The following is a 15,614-nucleotide window of genomic DNA, read 5'->3' as shown; positions in this document are numbered from 1 at the left end:
CGCAATTCGGTGGAGCTGGCTCACACCGTGGGCCGATGATAAACGGCAAGGCGTTACACAAGCGTTACGAAAGGCTTTCTGGTCTTAATATTCGGCAAGTTTGGGTTTTTAGGGCCTGTGCAGTCAACTTTACTTCCTGCTCAACCCACATAAACCAGGGCGCCGTGCAAGCAGAATCAGCAGCCGCCAGCCTCTGGCCTGGCAGCGTGCAATCGCTTCTATCGCGCTCTTCACAGACGTGGCCTCCCATCCGGGAGGCCACTGTGCTGTGCAGGACAAAGCAATCAAGTTGTGGGTAGTTCAATATTTGTGAAGAGCGCTCTAGAGAATCGAGGCGATGCGTTCCAGGGCCTGGCGGATATTGGCCTCGCTGGTGGCATAGCTGAAGCGCACGTGGTGGGGCGCGGCAAAATCGGTTCCGGGCACCACGGCTACCCGGGCCTCGTTGAGCAGTTTGAGGGCAGCCTGGTTCTCGTCGGGGTCAATTTTGGAGACGTCGGAAAGCACGTAAAAAGCCCCGTTGACCCTGGGGGTAGGCAGCCCCAGCGCGTTCAAGCCGTCCACAATAATGCTGCGCCGCGCCCGGTAGGCTTCGCGGGCCATGGAAATAAACTTTTGCGCTTCCTCCACATTATTAAGGGCTTCCACCATGGCCCACTGGGCGATGGTATCGGGGCTGGTGGTGGACTGGCTGGAGACGTCGATAATGCCCTTGATCACATCCTTGGGGCCTCCGGCGTAGCCAATGCGCCAGCCGGTCATGGCATAGGCTTTGGCCGCACCGTTGATGGTGATGGTGCGGTCGGGGGCCACATGGGCCGGCGAGAAGTGCTCGCCCTCGTAGATCAGGTGCTCGTAAATTTCGTCAGAGACGATATAGAGGTCGTACTTGTTGGCCAGTTCGGCAATGGAAGCCAGCACTTCCTTAGGATAAACCGCCCCGGTGGGGTTGCCGGGCGAGTTAAGCACAATGGCCTTGGTGCGGGGGGTAATCTTGCGCTCGACCTCCTGTGGGTCGGGGATAAAGCCCGACTCGGGGCCGGTGTTGACCTCCACCGGCACCCCCTCGGCAAAGCGGGCCATCTCGGGGTAGCTGACCCAGTAGGGGCCAATCACAATCACCTCGTCGCCGGGGTCGAGGATGGCCTGGAAGAGATTGAATAAGGCCTGCTTACCGCCTACCGTCACCACGGTCTGGTCGGGGGGAATCTCGAGGCCGTTTTCACGTTTGAACTTGGCGCTGATGGCTTCGCGCAGTTCGGGAATGCCTGCCGGCGGGGCGTACTTGGTTTTGCCTGCCGCCATAGCCCGGGCTGCCGCGTCCTTGACGAACTGGGGGGTATCGAAGTCGGGCTCGCCTGCCGTCATGGCGATCAGGTCTACCCCCTGACGACGCAGCTCGAGGGCTTTGGCATTCACCGCTACCGTGGAGGAGGGCTTCATGGTTTTGACGCGCTTGGACAGGCCTCGCATATTTGTAGATTGTCTGGGGTTGAGGGTCGGGGGTCAAGACCTGCAACGGGCTAGAGCCGCTCGAGCCAGGCTCTGCCCTGTCCCGGCGGCAAAACCGGCCACGCTCTTAGGCGCATGTGCCGCTCCACCTGCTGCACTGCCCGGCTGGCTTGCTCCACCCATTCGGCAGGATAGAGCGGGGCTTTGGCGGCGAACTCCTCGAGGTCGAAGGTCTGGCAGCGGTGGTCGGCCCTACACTTCACATCAATTTCCAGGTCGTACTGCCAGATGCGATCTGGCTCAAAGCGGGGTGGGGTCTGGATGTTCCAGTAGTATTCCAGCACCTTGCCGTCCGCATCCAGATCTGGCCCGCCCGAGTACCAGCGCCCCACAAAAAAAGCCGCATAGGCCTGGTGGTCTACCCGCAGCACCCGGTTCTTGCTGACATGATGAAATTCAAAACCCAGGGGCATATGAACCAGCACTGCCTCCGGGCGAATCTCGCACACCCGGGCCTCCCACCAGTAGTGCAGCTTATCGGCAGGATACTTCCAGAACTCGACGCGCAGGGTCTGGCCTGTCTGGTAGTTCACATAACTCCTACACCCACCACTCGAGCCCATCCTCCCCAAACGCCAGCGGCGCAACCAGTGTGCCCTTATCGAAGTAGATGGGCTGGTAGTCTGGGGCGCGGTAGACTTCCAGCTTCTCTTCCAGCAGGTTCACAAGCCATACCTCCGGGATTCCCGCCTGGGCGTACAACGGCACCTTCAGGCTACGGTCTTGGGCCAGGGTTGTGTCGCTTACCTCGATCACCAGTAGCACGTCCTGGGGATTGGGGTCACGATCTTTGTAGGTAGAGAGGGGCGGTTTCAAGAGCATCAGGTCGGGCTCGGGCTCGGAGTCGGGCGCAACAATCAGTGAGCACTGCGGCATCACCACGGCACGTTCGGAAAAGGTTTTGACCAGCATCTCGGTGAGTGCCGTGACGAAATAGCGATGACGATAACCCATCGGCGACATGTGATAGACCTCACCATTCAAAAGCTCCACCCGGCCCTGCCCCAAGGCCCCGGCGGCGTAGGCTTTGTGGTAGTCCTCGACGGTGAAACGGTGCTTCACCATGGCTTTAGTATAGCAAGCTGGGTCGGGCCACTTTGAAATTTGGAGGAACTCGAGCTAAACTGACAAAAACTAACAAGCGTTAGTTTGGTAAGTGGGAGGAGAGATGCCAGTAAAGTACGGTGTACCCAGCGACCCCGATTACAACGAGCGTCTGGCCGAGTTTGAAGCCCGCATCGAGCGGGGCGAAAAGATCGAGCCCGGCGACTGGATGCCCGAAGAGTACCGCCGCCAGCTCATCCGCATGATTTCGCAGCACGCCCACTCCGAGGTGGTGGGGATGCTGCCGGAGGGGGCCTGGATTACCCGCGCCCCCACCCTCAAGCGCAAGATGATTCTGGTAGCCAAGGTGCAGGACGAGGCCGGGCACGGCCAGTACCTCTACCATGCCGCCGAGACCCTGGGCATCAGCCGCGAGACCATGCTCGAGGCCCTTCTGTCGGGCAAGGCCAAGTACTCCTCCATCTTCAACTACCCCGCCCTGACCTGGGCCGACATCGGCACCATCGGCTGGCTGGTAGACGGAGCGGCCATCAAAAACCAGACCATGCTGGCCCAGTGCTCCTACGGCCCCTACAGCCGGGCCATGGTGCGCATCTGCGCCGAGGAAACCTTCCACCACAAACAGGGCAAGGAGATGGTGCTGCTGTACGCCAAAGGCACCCCCAAGCAGCGCCAGATGGCCCAGGACGCCATCAACCGCTGGTGGTGGCCCGCCCTGATGATGATGGGCCCCCACGACAAAGACAGCCCCAACACCGAAGTTTTGGTGCGCTGGGGCATCAAGACCAAGACCAACGACCAGGTACGCCAGGAGTTCATCAACGAGCACGCGCCCGAAATCCTGGAGGCAGGCCTCACCCTCCCCGACCCCGACCTGCGCTACGACGAGGCCACGGGCAACTGGCTGCACGGCCCCATCAACTGGGACGAGTTCTGGGAAGTTGTGAAGGGCAACGGGCCCATGAACAAAGAGCGCCTGGAGGCCCGCCGGCGGGCGCATGCCGAAGGAGCTTGGGTTCGTGAGGCCCTGGAAGCATACGCCACACGGCAGACGGCCGTGGCCGTCTAACAACGAGGAAAGAGAAAGGTGGAAAGGGGAAAGCAAAGTTAATAGCTTGGGTTTCTCTTTTCTCTTTCCACTTTTCCCGCATTTGAGGTTTTATGGACACACAATGGCCCCGTTGGGAAGTCTTCAAGCAGGACACCCCCAATAAGCCCCACCAGGCGGTGGGTTCGGTACACGCCGCTGACCCCGAACACGCCCTGCTGACCGCCCGCAACATCTTTGCCCGGCGGCCCCAGGCCGTGAGCATGTGGGTGGCGCGGGCAGAAGACATCTACGCCTGGACCAAAGAAGAAATTGCCCAAAGCCAGCTCCCGCAAGTAGAGCGCGACAGGGCCTATAACCCTCCTTCCTCGCCGCGCAAATATCTGGTTTTCCGCAAAACCAGCCACAAGCGCTCCATGACCTTTGTAGACCATGTGGGCGAGGTGGAGGCCCGCACACCCGAAGAGGCCCTGGCGCAGGCCCAGACTACTTTTACCGACGCAGAAGCATTGGCCTGGTGGGTTGTGCCCGCCGACAAGGTTTACCAGACCGACCCCAGCCCGGACACCGTAGAAAGCTGGTTTGCCCCAGCCAAAGACAAAACCTACAAACAGCAACAGTTCTACGCCACAGTGGGCTCGCATATCAGCAAGCACAAGCTGGGGCGGGGGGTGGAAGATGACGAGTGCTGCTAAAGAGGCCCTGATCGCCAAACTGACCGCCCTGGCCGATGATGAGGTAATTCTGGCCCACCGCAACAGCGAATGGACCGGCCACGGGCCCATTCTGGAAGAGGATATTGCCCTGGCCAACATCGTGCAGGACGAGCTGGGCCACGCCACCTTGTGGTTTGGCCTGCGCCAGCAGCTCGACGGCTCCGACCCCGACCGGCTGGCCTTTTTCCGCGATGCCTACGAGTACCGTAGCTGTGCGCTGGTCGAGTTGCCCAAAGGCGACTGGGCCTTCACCATGCTGCGGCAGTACCTCTTCGACCTGTACGAAGCGCTTTGGCTCGAGGCCGCCCGGCACAGCAGCTATCAACCCTTAGCCGACGCCGCGCAAAAGATCATCCGCGAGGAACGCTTCCACCTCCAGCACACCCACGCCTGGGTGGAGCGGCTGGGCCAGGGCACCGAAGAATCCAACCGGCGCTTGCAGCAGGCCCTGGATATGCAGTGGGGCTATGCCCAGCAGCTTTTTGTGCCCATCCCCGGCGAAGAGCTGCTGGTGGCCGAGGGCATCGTGCCCGACCTGGCCCTGGTAAAAGAAGGCTGGCTCGAGCACAGCACCCGCCACCTGCAAAACGCTGGCCTGAAGCTGCCCATCAACCCCGGCTACCAGCCCACCTCCCGCACCTACCACACCGAGCACCTGTGGAGCATCCTGGCCGAGATGCAGTCCACCGCCCGCTGGGATGCCGAAGCCAAGGTTTGGTAACATGACCACCCTACCCGGTACCGAGCAAGTCTGGAAGGCTTTAGCCCAGATTCCCGACCCCGAGATTCCGGTAATCAACGTGGTCGAGATGGGCATCGTGCGGGACGTGGTGATCGAGGGCCGCAAAGCCGTCATCACCATGACCCCCACCTTCTCGGGCTGCCCGGCCCTGCACCTGATCCGAGCACAACTAGAACAAACCGCCCGCTCGCTGGGCTTCCAGGAAGTCGAGGTGCAGACCGTGCTCTCACCGCCCTGGAGCACCGACTGGATTACCCCCGAAGCCAAGGAACGCCTGCGCCAGTACGGCATTGCACCCCCCAAGCCCAGCAGCGAACAGGGCTTTTTGATAGAGCTCGAGCCCTCCCCCACCCCCTGCCCCCGTTGCGGCTCTCTTAACACATCGGTGAAGAACACCTTTGGCCCTACCTTGTGCAAGGCCATTTACGTCTGCAATAATTGCCAGGAGCCTTTCGAAAGCTTTAAGACCGTGTAGGCCGCAAGGCCGTTATGTAACGCCCCTGCAAGGTCAAATGTAACTGAGTACCCCTCTGGTATGGGTGTACAATTTCATTGCTTCAAAAAGCGAGCAGGAGGAATTTATGAAACGTTTAGCACTACTCGGCAGTGTTTTGGCTCTGGCTTTTGTGGGCTGTGGACTCATTAGCAGCCCGCCCATTGATAACCCCTTCCAACTCAATGGCACACAGACCACCTTCAACCTCGGCCCCAGTGCGGCTGCCACCGGTACAGCCAGCGTAACCGCTACCTTCGACGACCTCACCAACCTAAACCTTCCCGCCAACCCAAGCAGCTTTTCATATAACCTAGCTATCTCGAGCGTAAGCTTTGGCGCAGGCTGCCCAGCCACCATCCCCTCGCCCATCAATGTCACCATGAGCGCTACCCTAACCGTCTCCGACAACGGAGGAACCGGAGGTGCCCAACGCAGTAGCACAGCTTCTGCCAGCAACGTACAATTCACGATCACCACTAGCGGGAGCCAGGTCACTGTAGGCAACCTGACCAACGGTACCCTCAACCTCAACGTGGGTCAGATTCTACCCATCATCCAAAACGGTGGACAGAACACGGCTACGTTGAATGCCACTGTCAACACCACCAGCACCCCCGACCTAGCCGGCTGCGCCATGACCATCACCTGGGGCGGCGGTCAGGGCGTCCTGCGCTTCTAACATCCTGCTAGAGAAAACCCGCTCGTTCCGGAGCGGGTTTTTTTATGGCGGTGGCAACTCGAAGTAGCGCCGCAAAAGGTCGCGCACCTCGGGGGGCAGGGGCTCGGACTCGAGGTACTTCTCGGCCTGGCGCTGCACGTTTTGCGGGGGCTGGCCCGAGGGCCAGGGGCTGGGCAGGGGCTGGGGTCTTCCCTGCCGGTTTTCCCCCCGGCCAAGGGGGGCCTCTCCTGCCGGGCGCTGTGCGTTGGTCGGAGGGCGCAAGGGAGGATTGGCTACCTGGCCGCTCCCCCGCTCACCTCGAGGCTGGCTCTGGCCCGAAGCCTGCCCCTGACCCGTCTGCGGCCCAGGTTGCTGGGGCTGCGCTTGGCCGGGTTGTTGTGGCTGCGCTTGACCCGGTTGCTGGGGCTGCGCCTGTCCAGGCTGGGCGGGCTGGGTTTGTCCAGGTTGAGGGGCAGTCTCTGAAGCCCGCGGCCCAGGTGCGGGGGGCGCCTGCTCCCCCAGCGGGCCCGTCTGAGGCGGCTGGGCTTGTCCAGGTTGGGCAGGCTGCGCTTGTCCGGGTTGTTGTGGCTGCGCTTGTCCAGGTTGTTGTGGCTGTGCCTGTCCAGGTTGCTGGGGCTGCGCCTGGCCGGGTTGGGATGTGGGCGGGCTCTGCTCCGCGGGGTTGGTCTCTTGCCCGGTCTGGTTGGGTTGGGGTTGGCCCGTGGGGGTATTTTGCGGCGATTGCACGGTGTTGGGTGCGGGCTGCTCGCGATCCTGCGAGCTTTGACCGGGTTGCTCGGTGCGGGCTGCGTCCTGAGCGGCGGGATTCTGGGTCTGATTCTGATCTGCTGCCCCTTGCACGCGCTCCTTTTCCGCAGGGGGGGCTTCCTCTGGGCCTCGCTCAGTTTGCGGGCCGGGGTTGGGTGGGGGTGGGCTCGAGGCAGAACCCCCGTTTTGCGGCAGGGCATCGCCTGGGCCAGAAGGACTGCCGGCAACCACCGGCGGCGCTGCCGATGGCCAGCCCAGCGGGGGCAAAACCCAGGCCATGCCTACCAGGGCCAGGTATGCCAGTGCCAGCACCCAGGGCCAGTTTGGCGGGCGCGCCTCGCGCAGGCTGGCTTCCGCTTCTGCTTGTAGCTGGCTCCGCCAGGGATGATGAAGCGGGGCTTCCAGCGCACTGCGGTAGGCCAGGCCATAGCGTCGGTCAAGCTCAGCCAGCGCACGCGGCTCTTCCCAGCGTGTGGGGTACAGCAATCCCAGCAAAGAGGCCAGAACCCAGGCCGGGTGTACCAGCAGGGCCAAAGGCAGCAGCAAAAGGGCCAGCCCTGCGGCCAGCAATAACCGCACCCGCCAAGCCCGCCTGATAGCCCACACACGGTGCATACCGCCAGGGTAGGCCATACCGCCGCAAAGTTATAGGGTGCAGTGCACCTTATGGCCCAACCCGCTAGAGTTGCTCCAAAACCTCTTCTGCTTGCTGGAAGTAGGTGTCTTTGGGAATGAACACATAACCCCCCAGGCTTTGGGCAGGGTAGTAGACCACCTCGAGCGAAAGCTCACGCCTTATCCCTTCAAAGCGGCGAAGCTGGGCCGGGTTAAAGGCGGGCCGGGGCCGCAACTGCACGGCCTGGGAAACGCGCTCGATGAGGAGGGCCAGGTAGGCCGCAATCCCCCAGTCACGGGCTGTTTTCACAAGAAGTAGTCTAGTCGGAAACGGAAGGCAAAGGATGAGTTAGAGCAAATCTGCTGTCGCTCAGTTCCGGCTGACCTTGCGGTTCAAAAAGTCCATCAGCACATACCGCCCAATGTTGCCGGGGGTGGTGAGGTAGGCCTTGCCCCTGGTGATCTGGGTAAGTTTTTTGACAAAAGCCAGCAGCTCGGGTTCGCGGGCCAGCATAAAGGTGTGGATGGGAATACCTTCCTTGCGGGCCAGGGTGGCCTCTTTGAGGGTCTCGGCCAGGATGACCGGATCGAGGCCCCAGGCATTCTTGTAAATCTGGCCCGAAGGCAGGGTGAGCGCCGAGGGCTTGCCGTCGGTAATCATGATGATCTGCTTCATCTCACCGCTCATCTTCCTGAGCATCTTGCGGGCCAGCTTGAGGCCCTCGGCGGTGTTGGTGTGGTAGGGCCCCACCTGCACGGTGGGGAGCCTGCCCAGTGGCACTTCCTCGGCGGTATCGTGGAAGACGCCAAAGCGCACCTGGTCGCCGGGGTACTGGGTGCGGATCAGGTGGGCCAGGCCCAAAGCCACACGCTTGGCAGGGGTGAAGCGGTCTTCGCCGTAGAGAATCATGGAGTGTGAGCAGTCCAGCAGCAGCACCGTGTTCATGGCGGCGGTGTACTCGGATAGCTCGATGGTCAGGTCGCGCTCCTCGATATTTTCCAGCCCCTTCATCACCACCTGCTTGAGCGTCTCACCGATGTTGAGGTTGGGTTGGTCACCAAACTCGTAGGGCTTGGTCTCGCCGCTCGACTCCACGCCCGAAGCAAAGTGCCGTGTGAGATGCGCGCCAGGGGCGTTCTTGCCCAGCGAACCCAGCAAGGTACGCAGGCTTTTGAGCCCCAAAAAGTCCACCGATTTGTTGGTGAGCTCGAGGCGGGTGTCCTGGGCCTCGCCCCGCATGCCCTGGCCCTGGGGGTTGGTGGGGTCGTTGCCGGGCAGTCGGATGAAGCCCTCGTCCTGCAGGCGTTGCATCAGGCGCTGCAGCTCCTGGCCCAGCCGGGTTTCCTGAAAATTCTGGGCATTGCGGGCCTCTTGCAGCCACTCCTCGGGAATGCGGTCTTGCTCTAGCAGGGCTTGCAGCAGCGCGTCCATCAGGTCTTCGGCGGTGGGGCCGCGGTTGGGGTCGGGCTGGTAACGGTTATAGGGGTCAGAAAAGCCCGAGTCCATCAGGAAGTCCTGGATCATGTCCATCAGGTCGGCGCCGGTAAGGTCGTCGAAGCCGGGTTCGTATTTGGAGTACCGGACACGCATACTTGCTCCCGATCAGTTGCCGCTTCCCCAGCGTTCGCGCTCCCGCTCGATGGGGGCGCTGTAGCTCTCCTCGCCCCGGGCAATCTTGCGGCGGCCTGCCAGGCCTTCCAGGATAAACTCCCCCGCCGCCACCAGGGCTTCGGGAGCGGTTTGGGATTCCAGCTTTTTGGCAGCAGCAATCAGCCCCGGCACCTTTTCCATTTCCTTCAGCACTGCCTTAGAGCTACCCTCGGGCAGGGTGAGCAGGTTGCCATCGGCGAAGTACTGCACAATTTCGTCCACCTGCAGGCCGCGGGCCCGCTCCCCATAAGCCATACCAAAGGCTTTTTGTAACAGGTCGCGGGCCACCCGTTCGGCCCCCTGAAGTTCGCCTTCGTACTCCAGCTCGATTTTGCCGGTAATGGCCGGCAGGGCCGCGTAAAGGTCTAGTGGTCGGGCCACCGGGCGCTCCCCCAGGAGCAACGCACGGCGTTCGGCGTTGGAAGCCACCAGCTCGAGCAGGCTGATCGAGAGGCGCTGCGAGACCCCCGAGGTCTTGTCCACCCGCTTGTCCTCGCGGGCCACAAAAGCCACCGCTTCCGAGGCCTCGGCCACGTAAGCGGGTATGTACATGCCTTCCTCTCGAGCCACCCAGGCTTCCTGAAGGGTAATGGAAAGGCCCTCCTCGAGGGTGCGGGGGTAGTGGGTGCGGATTTCCGAGCCGATGCGGTCTTTGAGCGGCGTAACGATCTTGCCCCGGGCGGTGTAGTCCTGGGGGTTGGCGGTGAAGGCAATCCACACGTCCAGCATCAGCCGCACCGGGTAGCCCCGAATCTGCACATCGCCCTCCTGCAGGATGTTGAAGAGGGCCACCTGTACCTTGGGGGCCAGATCGGCCACCTCGTTGATGCCAAAGATTCCCCGGTTGGCACGGGGCAAAAGGCCGTAGTGCACGGCTTCCAGGTCGGCCAGCCCGGTGCCCCGCTTGGCCGCTTTGATGGGGTCAATGTCGCCCAAAATATCCGCCACGGTGGTGTCGGGGGTGGCCAGCTTCTCTACATACCGCTCGGAGCGGGGAATCCAGACGATGGGGGCATCGTCGCCGGCTTCTTCCAGCAGGCGTTTGGCCTCTGCCGAAAGCGGGAAGAGGGGGTTGTCGCGAATCTCGGTGGGCAGGGCGGGTATCTCGTCGTCCAGAAGTTCGGTAAGCTGGCGCAGGATGCGGCTTTTGGCCTGACCGCGCAAGCCCAGCAGAATGAAATTGTGTCGGGCCAGGATGGCATTGACCAGGTTGGGAATGACCGAGTCGTCGTAGCTTTGAATACCAGGAAATAGCCGCTCACCTGCACGAAGTTTGGCAATCAAGTTTTCCCGCGCCTCGTCCTTTACGCTACGGCGGAGCATCTCCAGGGGGTAGGTGCGCTTGAGTTCTCCGAGGGTTCGGGCCTTGGTCATGGCTCAAGTCTAGACCGGCTGGCCCCAAGACTGTGTAAATCAGATTGGTATTGCAGAATGCCCATCTGTCGCCAGACTTTTCCGGCCTTTACTCGTCTAGCAGCAGGGCCACCACCAGCCGCCCAGGCCCATGCACCCCTTTGACCATAATCTGGCCGATGTCGGCAGACTTGCTGGGGCCGGAGTGCAGCCCCAGGGCCGAAGGCAGCTCGGCTTTTAGCGCACCCAGGGCCTCCTCAAGACTTGCGTAGACCTTGCTCGCGGGCACAAACACCAGGTGCGATGGGGGCAGAAGCTGGGTACGGCGGCCTTCCTGGCTGCTCAGGATGACCGTGCCGGTCTCGGCCACCGCGCCAAGGGCCCAGGAGATGCCCAGGGGGGCTTCTTCGGGGGGCAGAACAGGCAGCCTGGGGTGCAGCTCCGACGGAACGGTGCGGCCCACCGCTACCCCGGCAAAGGTCTGGGCAAAGCGAGCCAGCCATTCCTGGGCGGCCTCGAGCTGCTCTAGCCGCACCACCTCTCCCCCATTGCCCATCAGGCGCTCACTGAAAATATCCAAAGCCTCCGCCCGCGGCAGTGCGGGCAGCACCAAAGGCTCAGGCAGTGCGGGCTGAGGGCGGTGCTCGAGGCTCCGCCTTATACGGGCCAGGATGCGGTCGCGCATGCACAAAGTATAAGCCAGTCACCTATTGTTATACTGCCATCCTTGCCATGGCCAAAACAACTCGGGTTGCTGCTTCAATGCTACTCCAGTCCCCTGTCTGCATTGCTTCTTTGGGGAAGAGGTTGGAGCCTAGTCCGACCGCTAGAGCACCCACCTGAAGATACTGGGGCACTTGTGCAAGATCGACTCCTCCCGTCACCATCACTTGCAGCCCCGGAAAAGGCCCTAACAGGTCCTTAAGGTAAGCCACCCCCCCAGAAGAACCAATGGGGAACAGCTTGAGCACTTGCGCACCCAGGCTGAGGGCACGCTGTATCTCAGTTGGCGTCAGTACCCCTGGCAGATAAGGTACACCCGCTTCAAGGCTCAGGGCCAGCAAATCCTCGCCCAGGTGGGGGCTGATTAAAAAACTTGCGCCTGCCTCGAGCGCCGCTTCCCCCTGAGCTCGGCTTAATACCGTTCCTACACCCAAAACCACAGTCAGCCGACTTAACTCACGCACTGCTTCCAGCGCATCGGGGGTGGTATAGGCAACCTCGAGCAGCCTAAGCCCGCCTCTTATAGCTGCTTGCCCAGCAGCAACCGCTGCCTCTGGCCTCGAGGCCCGCAGGATTCCAACCACCTTGGCTTCCCGCATTAACTTTACAAACTCTTCGGTATGCATACCGTTACCACCTTCGCAAAGTTCTTGCTGCGCGGGGTGTTTTGAGTGTTTATACCTCTAAATCCACCACCATTTCCACGGAAATCCCCACCCAAAACATAAGCCAAAAATACAATCACAAACCTGCAATCTCACCCCGACTCTACCCGAACTTGGCAGAAGGTTTCGGGCCAATTCAGTAAGCCAGAAACCCCCCATCCACCACCACTGCCTGACCGGTCAGGTAGTCGGACTCATCCGAACAAAGAAAGCACCCCACCCGGGCAATGTCCTCTGGTAAAGCCCAGCGGCCCAAAGGAATGCGAGCCGTGATGGGGTTATATAGGGCAGGGTTGCTCCAAACAGCCGCCGTAAAGTCTGTTTGTACATACCCTGGGCAGAGCAGGTTGACCCTGATGCCTCGAGCACCCCACTCTTTGGCCAGAACCCGAGTAAGCCCTAACAACCCAGTTTTAGCGGTAGCGTAAGCTGAAATGGGTATCGGGCCCCCACCCGAAAAAGTAGTCACCGAACCAATGAAAAGAATCCGCCCCCAGCCCGCCTCAATCATATGAGGGGCAGCCGCCTGGGCTAAAAGAAAGGCTACATCGAGATGCAGGTATAAAACCCTTCTCCACTCCTCAAAAGACATTTCCAGGGAAGGTTTGCGTACATTGATTCCAGCTGCATGAATCAAAACATGAACCCCTCCAGCCTGAGCCAGTACTTGCTCAATTGCCTGTTGTGGCGGGTCGCGCTCGAGATCAAGGGGCACACCAAAAGCCGGCAACCCCTCCGCCCTAAAAGCCTCCACAGCGTTTTCGGGGTTTCGGCTAACAATCCCTACCCGAAAACCTTTGTGCAATAGCGCCTCGGCCAGGGCATTTCCGATACCTCGGCTCCCTCCAGTAATCAGTGCTACCCGCTCCATTGCCTGCCCCACTAGCGTTCTACCAAAGGCTGACAGTGCAAAAAGCCCATCAAATCTCCGTGAGTTGGAGTACCTTCATAATCCCCGAGCACCGAAACCACCATGGCCCCCATAGCGTTGCCAAGCTTGAGCCTCTCCAAAGGGGGTTTTCCCCAGAGAAGTCCTGCCAGATAGCCTGCGGTAAAGGCGTCTCCTGCCCCGACTGGGTCTACCTCCTCTACCACAAAAGCCGGTGATTCAACTAATAATCCATTGACCATTGCCATAGCTCCTGCCGAACCCCGCTTTAGAACCACTTCCTGTGGTCCTGTGGCCACAAGTTGTTTTAGCAGATCATCCCCCTTATACTCCCACAACCGGGCATCTTCCTCGCTTAAGAACAAATAGTCTATCAGGGGCAACACCTCTTCAAACCAGGCTCGAGCCTCCTTTATGTCCCAAAGCTTGGCCCGGTAGTTGACGTCCAGGCTAGTCCTCACACCACGGCTTCTGGCCTCTTGTAAAGCCCAGGTAGCACAGGCTCGGGCCGTGGGGGAAAGGGCTGGGGTAATCCCGGTGAGATGAAAAAGGCGGGCCCCATCAAAGCAGGTCGGATCAAATGCACCCGGCCCCATCAAAGAAGCTGCTGATCCATGACGCCAGTAGTATACCCTCCCCCGCCCACCGGGCAGGCGCTCGCGGATATACAAACCGGTGGGCGCATCTACATGGCGTACTTCCCCCACCTCGACACCCTCTGCACGAAGCCTAGACAAAACAAACTCCCCCACTTCGTCTCGGCCCAGCCATCCAACAAAACTTACGTCGATGCCAAGCCGGGCCAGGGCAATCGCCAGGTTGGCTTCTGCTCCTCCAACGTGCAGCTCAAGATACGGCTGGTGGCGAAGATAGCCCGTTCTCGGCGAAAGAAAAAGCGCCATAGCCTCACCTACGGTTATCACCTCAGGCATTAGGCACCTCCAAAGGCTTCCCGTAGCGCCATCCCAGATCCATCAATGCGTGCACAGTGCTCGCTTCCAACGGTACCCCCTCCCTAAGCCGCAAGGCCCTGAGCGACTGTTCTCGCTCACCTGGAAGAAACACCTGGTCAAAACCAGGAGCCGGGTCGGTAGCCTTGATTTCCATCCAAAGCCAGTCCATTCGCTCCAAAAAAGCTGAGCGGGTTAGAAAGTGATCTGGATTTATGGCCAAGAAAAGATGACCAACATTCTGGGGCCTCTCCCATTGGTCATACATCCGGCCTACCCCGTGGGTAATCCCTGCTCCAGTCAAAACCCCTGCCAAGATCTCAACCATAAGTGACAAGGCATACCCCTTAGCCCCTCCCAGCGGAAGAAGCGCCTTGACCCGGTGGGGATCCTGGGTTGGATGCCCTTGCTCGTCTACTGCCCAATCAGGTGGAATAGATTCGGCGCGAGCTCGAGCCAAAAACACCTTTCCCATTGCAGTCTGGGAGGTAGCCAGATCCGCCACCAGCAGGCCCTGGGGTGCGGGAGCTGCAAAGGCTAAAGGGTTGGTACCCAGCGCCGCCTTTCGGCCTCCATATGGCACCACATCGGGCTCCACGTTGCTGAAGACTAGGCCCAGACAGCCTTCTTTTGCCATTTGTTCGGCATAAAAACCGGCCATGCCAAAATGAGTGCTTCGCTGTACCCCCACGACCCCCACCCCATAAATCTGGGCCAAGGAAAAAGCCTGTTTCGCTGCAAAAACCCCCACTCGAGGCCCCAAACCAAGATCTCCGTCCAATAGTTGCACCGCTCCGTGAGTCCGTAGCAGCCTAAGTTCCGGTCTAGGGTTAGCCAAACCGGCCTCAACGCGGCGTACATAAATTGGCAAGCGCACCAGACCGTGGCTGGCTACGCCTTTTAGATCGGCATCCAGCAAAACCTCAGCGGTAGCTTGCGCCGAGGGTGCGTCCACCCCAGCGGCTTCAAGCAGCGCTTCAGTCCAGTGGCGAAGTCGCTCGGCAGGAAAAATCATAGGCTCATCCCTCCATCCACCACAAAGGCTCCCCCCGTGGCAAACCTGCCCTCATCCGAAGCCAGGTAGACGGCTAGCCCCGCAATCTCCTCAGGCTGACCCAGGCGACCCAAGGGTTGTCGAGCAGCAAAAGCTGCAAGTCCATCCTCCCCTCCTGCTCGCTCACGCAACGAGGGAGTCTCCACGGTGCCTGGGCAGATGGCGTTTACTCGCACCCCATAAGGCGCGAGTTCCAGCGCAGCAGCACGTGACATCGCGACCACTGCCGCCTTAGTGGTCGAATACACAAAACGTTCCGGTACGGCTTTAAAGGCTGCCACCGAGGCAATATTAATCACACACCCATCACCCTGAGCCTGCATCTTAGGTACGGCCGCCTGCATCGACCAAAAAATGCTCTGGGCGTTGAGTAAGAAGGCCTCTTCCCAATCCTGGTCAGAGGCTTCCAGCAAACCGCCCACGGGCACAAGTCCCTGAGCATTTACCAGGCAGTCCAGGCGTTCTAAACCCCCTATCAGATGGAAGACAGCCACTTTATCTCGTGCATCCAAGGCCACTGCGGGACAAACTGCCCGGAGTTTCTCTGGATGCAAAGTAGCAGCCAGCACCTCCGCACCCTCTTTTTGAAAGGCCTTGGCAATAGCTCGCCCAATACCCTGTCCTGCTGCAATTACCAAGGCCTTTTTACCACTCAATTTGCCCATTTTCTTCTCCTGCACAACCGGTTCGTTGATTGTTATCGGTATTG

The 15,614-nt window shown here is 60.4% G+C and carries 18 protein-coding genes; 5 read left to right on the top strand and 13 right to left on the bottom strand.

Features of this window, described 5'->3' with window-relative positions; genetic code table 11:
• Positions 1 to 321: 321 nt before the first annotated feature.
• From ABWU19_RS02515 to ABWU19_RS02505, 3 genes are read right to left on the bottom strand one after another with little or no spacing between them, the layout of a single operon-like run.
• On the bottom strand, positions 322 to 1,473 hold the full coding sequence (locus tag ABWU19_RS02515; RefSeq protein ID WP_435900195.1) for a pyridoxal phosphate-dependent aminotransferase: 1,152 nt from the start codon (positions 1,471 to 1,473) through the stop codon (positions 322 to 324).
• Positions 1,474 to 1,523: 50 nt separating this feature from the next.
• Positions 1,524 to 2,075, bottom strand: a complete 552-nt coding sequence (locus ABWU19_RS02510; protein ID WP_435900194.1) for a DUF402 domain-containing protein — start codon at positions 2,073 to 2,075, stop codon at positions 1,524 to 1,526.
• Complete coding sequence (locus ABWU19_RS02505) at positions 2,053 to 2,577, bottom strand: Uma2 family endonuclease (protein ID WP_435900193.1); 525 nt, start codon at positions 2,575 to 2,577, stop codon at positions 2,053 to 2,055. Before ABWU19_RS02505 ends, ABWU19_RS02510 begins: the two co-directional genes overlap by 23 nt.
• A 103-nt stretch (positions 2,578 to 2,680) precedes the next feature.
• On the opposite strand from ABWU19_RS02505, the gene paaA reads away from it, so the two are divergent.
• From paaA to ABWU19_RS02480, 5 genes are all read left to right on the top strand, one after another.
• On the top strand, positions 2,681 to 3,646 hold the full coding sequence (paaA, locus tag ABWU19_RS02500; RefSeq protein ID WP_435900192.1) for a 1,2-phenylacetyl-CoA epoxidase subunit PaaA: 966 nt from the start codon (positions 2,681 to 2,683) through the stop codon (positions 3,644 to 3,646).
• Positions 3,647 to 3,738: 92 nt separating this feature from the next.
• A complete protein-coding gene (locus tag ABWU19_RS02495) occupies positions 3,739 to 4,320 on the top strand; it encodes a phenylacetic acid degradation protein (RefSeq protein WP_435900191.1) in 582 nt (193 codons plus the stop codon).
• Positions 4,304 to 5,062, top strand: coding sequence for a 1,2-phenylacetyl-CoA epoxidase subunit PaaC (gene paaC, locus ABWU19_RS02490; protein WP_435900190.1), 759 nt, complete (start codon positions 4,304 to 4,306; stop codon positions 5,060 to 5,062). Before ABWU19_RS02495 ends, paaC begins: the two co-directional genes overlap by 17 nt.
• Before the next feature lies 1 nt (position 5,063).
• Positions 5,064 to 5,558 carry a 1,2-phenylacetyl-CoA epoxidase subunit PaaD gene (paaD, locus tag ABWU19_RS02485; RefSeq protein WP_435900189.1) on the top strand — a complete coding sequence of 165 codons (495 nt, stop codon included), beginning with the start codon at positions 5,064 to 5,066 and terminating at the stop codon, positions 5,556 to 5,558.
• Between the two features lie 106 nt (positions 5,559 to 5,664).
• Positions 5,665 to 6,258, top strand: a complete 594-nt coding sequence (locus ABWU19_RS02480) for a hypothetical protein (protein WP_435900188.1) — start codon at positions 5,665 to 5,667, stop codon at positions 6,256 to 6,258.
• Between the two features lie 42 nt (positions 6,259 to 6,300).
• On the opposite strand, the gene ABWU19_RS02475 is transcribed toward ABWU19_RS02480, so the two are convergent.
• The 10 genes from ABWU19_RS02475 to ABWU19_RS02430 form a co-directional block, all read right to left on the bottom strand.
• Complete coding sequence (locus ABWU19_RS02475) at positions 6,301 to 7,620, bottom strand: hypothetical protein (RefSeq protein WP_435900187.1); 1,320 nt, start codon at positions 7,618 to 7,620, stop codon at positions 6,301 to 6,303.
• Between the two features lie 64 nt (positions 7,621 to 7,684).
• Positions 7,685 to 7,930, bottom strand: a complete 246-nt coding sequence (locus tag ABWU19_RS02470) for a hypothetical protein (protein ID WP_435900186.1) — start codon at positions 7,928 to 7,930, stop codon at positions 7,685 to 7,687.
• 60 nt (positions 7,931 to 7,990) lie between these two features.
• The gene (locus tag ABWU19_RS02465; RefSeq protein ID WP_435900185.1) at positions 7,991 to 9,211 is read right to left on the bottom strand and encodes a vWA domain-containing protein; all 1,221 of its coding nucleotides are present in this window, start codon (positions 9,209 to 9,211) and stop codon (positions 7,991 to 7,993) included.
• Between the two features lie 12 nt (positions 9,212 to 9,223).
• Complete coding sequence (locus ABWU19_RS02460; protein ID WP_435900184.1) at positions 9,224 to 10,645, bottom strand: sigma 54-interacting transcriptional regulator; 1,422 nt, start codon at positions 10,643 to 10,645, stop codon at positions 9,224 to 9,226.
• 88 nt (positions 10,646 to 10,733) lie between these two features.
• Complete coding sequence (locus tag ABWU19_RS02455; protein WP_435900183.1) at positions 10,734 to 11,309, bottom strand: LutC/YkgG family protein; 576 nt, start codon at positions 11,307 to 11,309, stop codon at positions 10,734 to 10,736.
• A 28-nt stretch (positions 11,310 to 11,337) separates the two neighbouring features.
• Positions 11,338 to 11,946 carry a bifunctional 4-hydroxy-2-oxoglutarate aldolase/2-dehydro-3-deoxy-phosphogluconate aldolase gene (locus tag ABWU19_RS02450; protein WP_435900207.1) on the bottom strand — a complete coding sequence of 203 codons (609 nt, stop codon included), beginning with the start codon at positions 11,944 to 11,946 and terminating at the stop codon, positions 11,338 to 11,340.
• A 202-nt stretch (positions 11,947 to 12,148) separates the two neighbouring features.
• Positions 12,149 to 12,883, bottom strand: a complete 735-nt coding sequence (locus ABWU19_RS02445) for an SDR family NAD(P)-dependent oxidoreductase (RefSeq protein WP_435900182.1) — start codon at positions 12,881 to 12,883, stop codon at positions 12,149 to 12,151.
• A gap of 11 nt (positions 12,884 to 12,894) precedes the next feature.
• Positions 12,895 to 13,833, bottom strand: coding sequence for a sugar kinase (locus tag ABWU19_RS02440; protein ID WP_435900181.1), 939 nt, complete (start codon positions 13,831 to 13,833; stop codon positions 12,895 to 12,897).
• Positions 13,826 to 14,866: an Ldh family oxidoreductase gene (locus ABWU19_RS02435; RefSeq protein WP_435900180.1), complete on the bottom strand. Its 1,041-nt coding sequence runs from the start codon at positions 14,864 to 14,866 to the stop codon at positions 13,826 to 13,828. The genes ABWU19_RS02440 and ABWU19_RS02435 overlap by 8 nt, the downstream gene beginning before the upstream one ends.
• On the bottom strand, positions 14,863 to 15,570 hold the full coding sequence (locus ABWU19_RS02430) for an SDR family oxidoreductase (protein ID WP_435900179.1): 708 nt from the start codon (positions 15,568 to 15,570) through the stop codon (positions 14,863 to 14,865). The genes ABWU19_RS02435 and ABWU19_RS02430 overlap by 4 nt, the downstream gene beginning before the upstream one ends.
• Between the last annotated feature and the right edge of the window lie 44 nt (positions 15,571 to 15,614).

Source organism: Meiothermus cerbereus, assembly GCF_051297115.1.
In the GTDB taxonomy this organism is placed as follows: domain Bacteria; phylum Deinococcota; class Deinococci; order Deinococcales; family Thermaceae; genus Meiothermus; species Meiothermus cerbereus_A.
This window is presented reverse-complemented; position numbering and strand designations above follow the sequence as displayed.

Bases quoted from the DNA above. Each gene is read 5' to 3' on its own strand.
- ABWU19_RS02440 (WP_435900181.1), bottom strand. From the start codon at position 13,833: ATGCCTGAGGTGATAACCGTAGGTGAGGCTATGGCGCTTTTTCTTTCG.
- paaA (WP_435900192.1), top strand. From the start codon at position 2,681: ATGCCAGTAAAGTACGGTGTACCCAGCGACCCCGATTACAACGAGCGT.
- ABWU19_RS02475 (WP_435900187.1), bottom strand. From the start codon at position 7,620: ATGCACCGTGTGTGGGCTATCAGGCGGGCTTGGCGGGTGCGGTTATTG.
- ABWU19_RS02435 (WP_435900180.1), bottom strand. From the start codon at position 14,866: ATGATTTTTCCTGCCGAGCGACTTCGCCACTGGACTGAAGCGCTGCTT.
- ABWU19_RS02430 (WP_435900179.1), bottom strand. From the start codon at position 15,570: ATGGGCAAATTGAGTGGTAAAAAGGCCTTGGTAATTGCAGCAGGACAG.
- ABWU19_RS02510 (WP_435900194.1), bottom strand. From the start codon at position 2,075: ATGGGCTCGAGTGGTGGGTGTAGGAGTTATGTGAACTACCAGACAGGC.
- paaC (WP_435900190.1), top strand. From the start codon at position 4,304: ATGACGAGTGCTGCTAAAGAGGCCCTGATCGCCAAACTGACCGCCCTG.
- ABWU19_RS02515 (WP_435900195.1), bottom strand. From the start codon at position 1,473: ATGCGAGGCCTGTCCAAGCGCGTCAAAACCATGAAGCCCTCCTCCACG.
- ABWU19_RS02480 (WP_435900188.1), top strand. From the start codon at position 5,665: ATGAAACGTTTAGCACTACTCGGCAGTGTTTTGGCTCTGGCTTTTGTG.
- ABWU19_RS02495 (WP_435900191.1), top strand. From the start codon at position 3,739: ATGGACACACAATGGCCCCGTTGGGAAGTCTTCAAGCAGGACACCCCC.
- ABWU19_RS02505 (WP_435900193.1), bottom strand. From the start codon at position 2,577: ATGGTGAAGCACCGTTTCACCGTCGAGGACTACCACAAAGCCTACGCC.
- ABWU19_RS02460 (WP_435900184.1), bottom strand. From the start codon at position 10,645: ATGACCAAGGCCCGAACCCTCGGAGAACTCAAGCGCACCTACCCCCTG.
- paaD (WP_435900189.1), top strand. From the start codon at position 5,064: ATGACCACCCTACCCGGTACCGAGCAAGTCTGGAAGGCTTTAGCCCAG.
- ABWU19_RS02455 (WP_435900183.1), bottom strand. From the start codon at position 11,309: ATGCGCGACCGCATCCTGGCCCGTATAAGGCGGAGCCTCGAGCACCGC.
- ABWU19_RS02450 (WP_435900207.1), bottom strand. From the start codon at position 11,946: ATGCGGGAAGCCAAGGTGGTTGGAATCCTGCGGGCCTCGAGGCCAGAG.
- ABWU19_RS02445 (WP_435900182.1), bottom strand. From the start codon at position 12,883: ATGGAGCGGGTAGCACTGATTACTGGAGGGAGCCGAGGTATCGGAAAT.
- ABWU19_RS02465 (WP_435900185.1), bottom strand. From the start codon at position 9,211: ATGCGTGTCCGGTACTCCAAATACGAACCCGGCTTCGACGACCTTACC.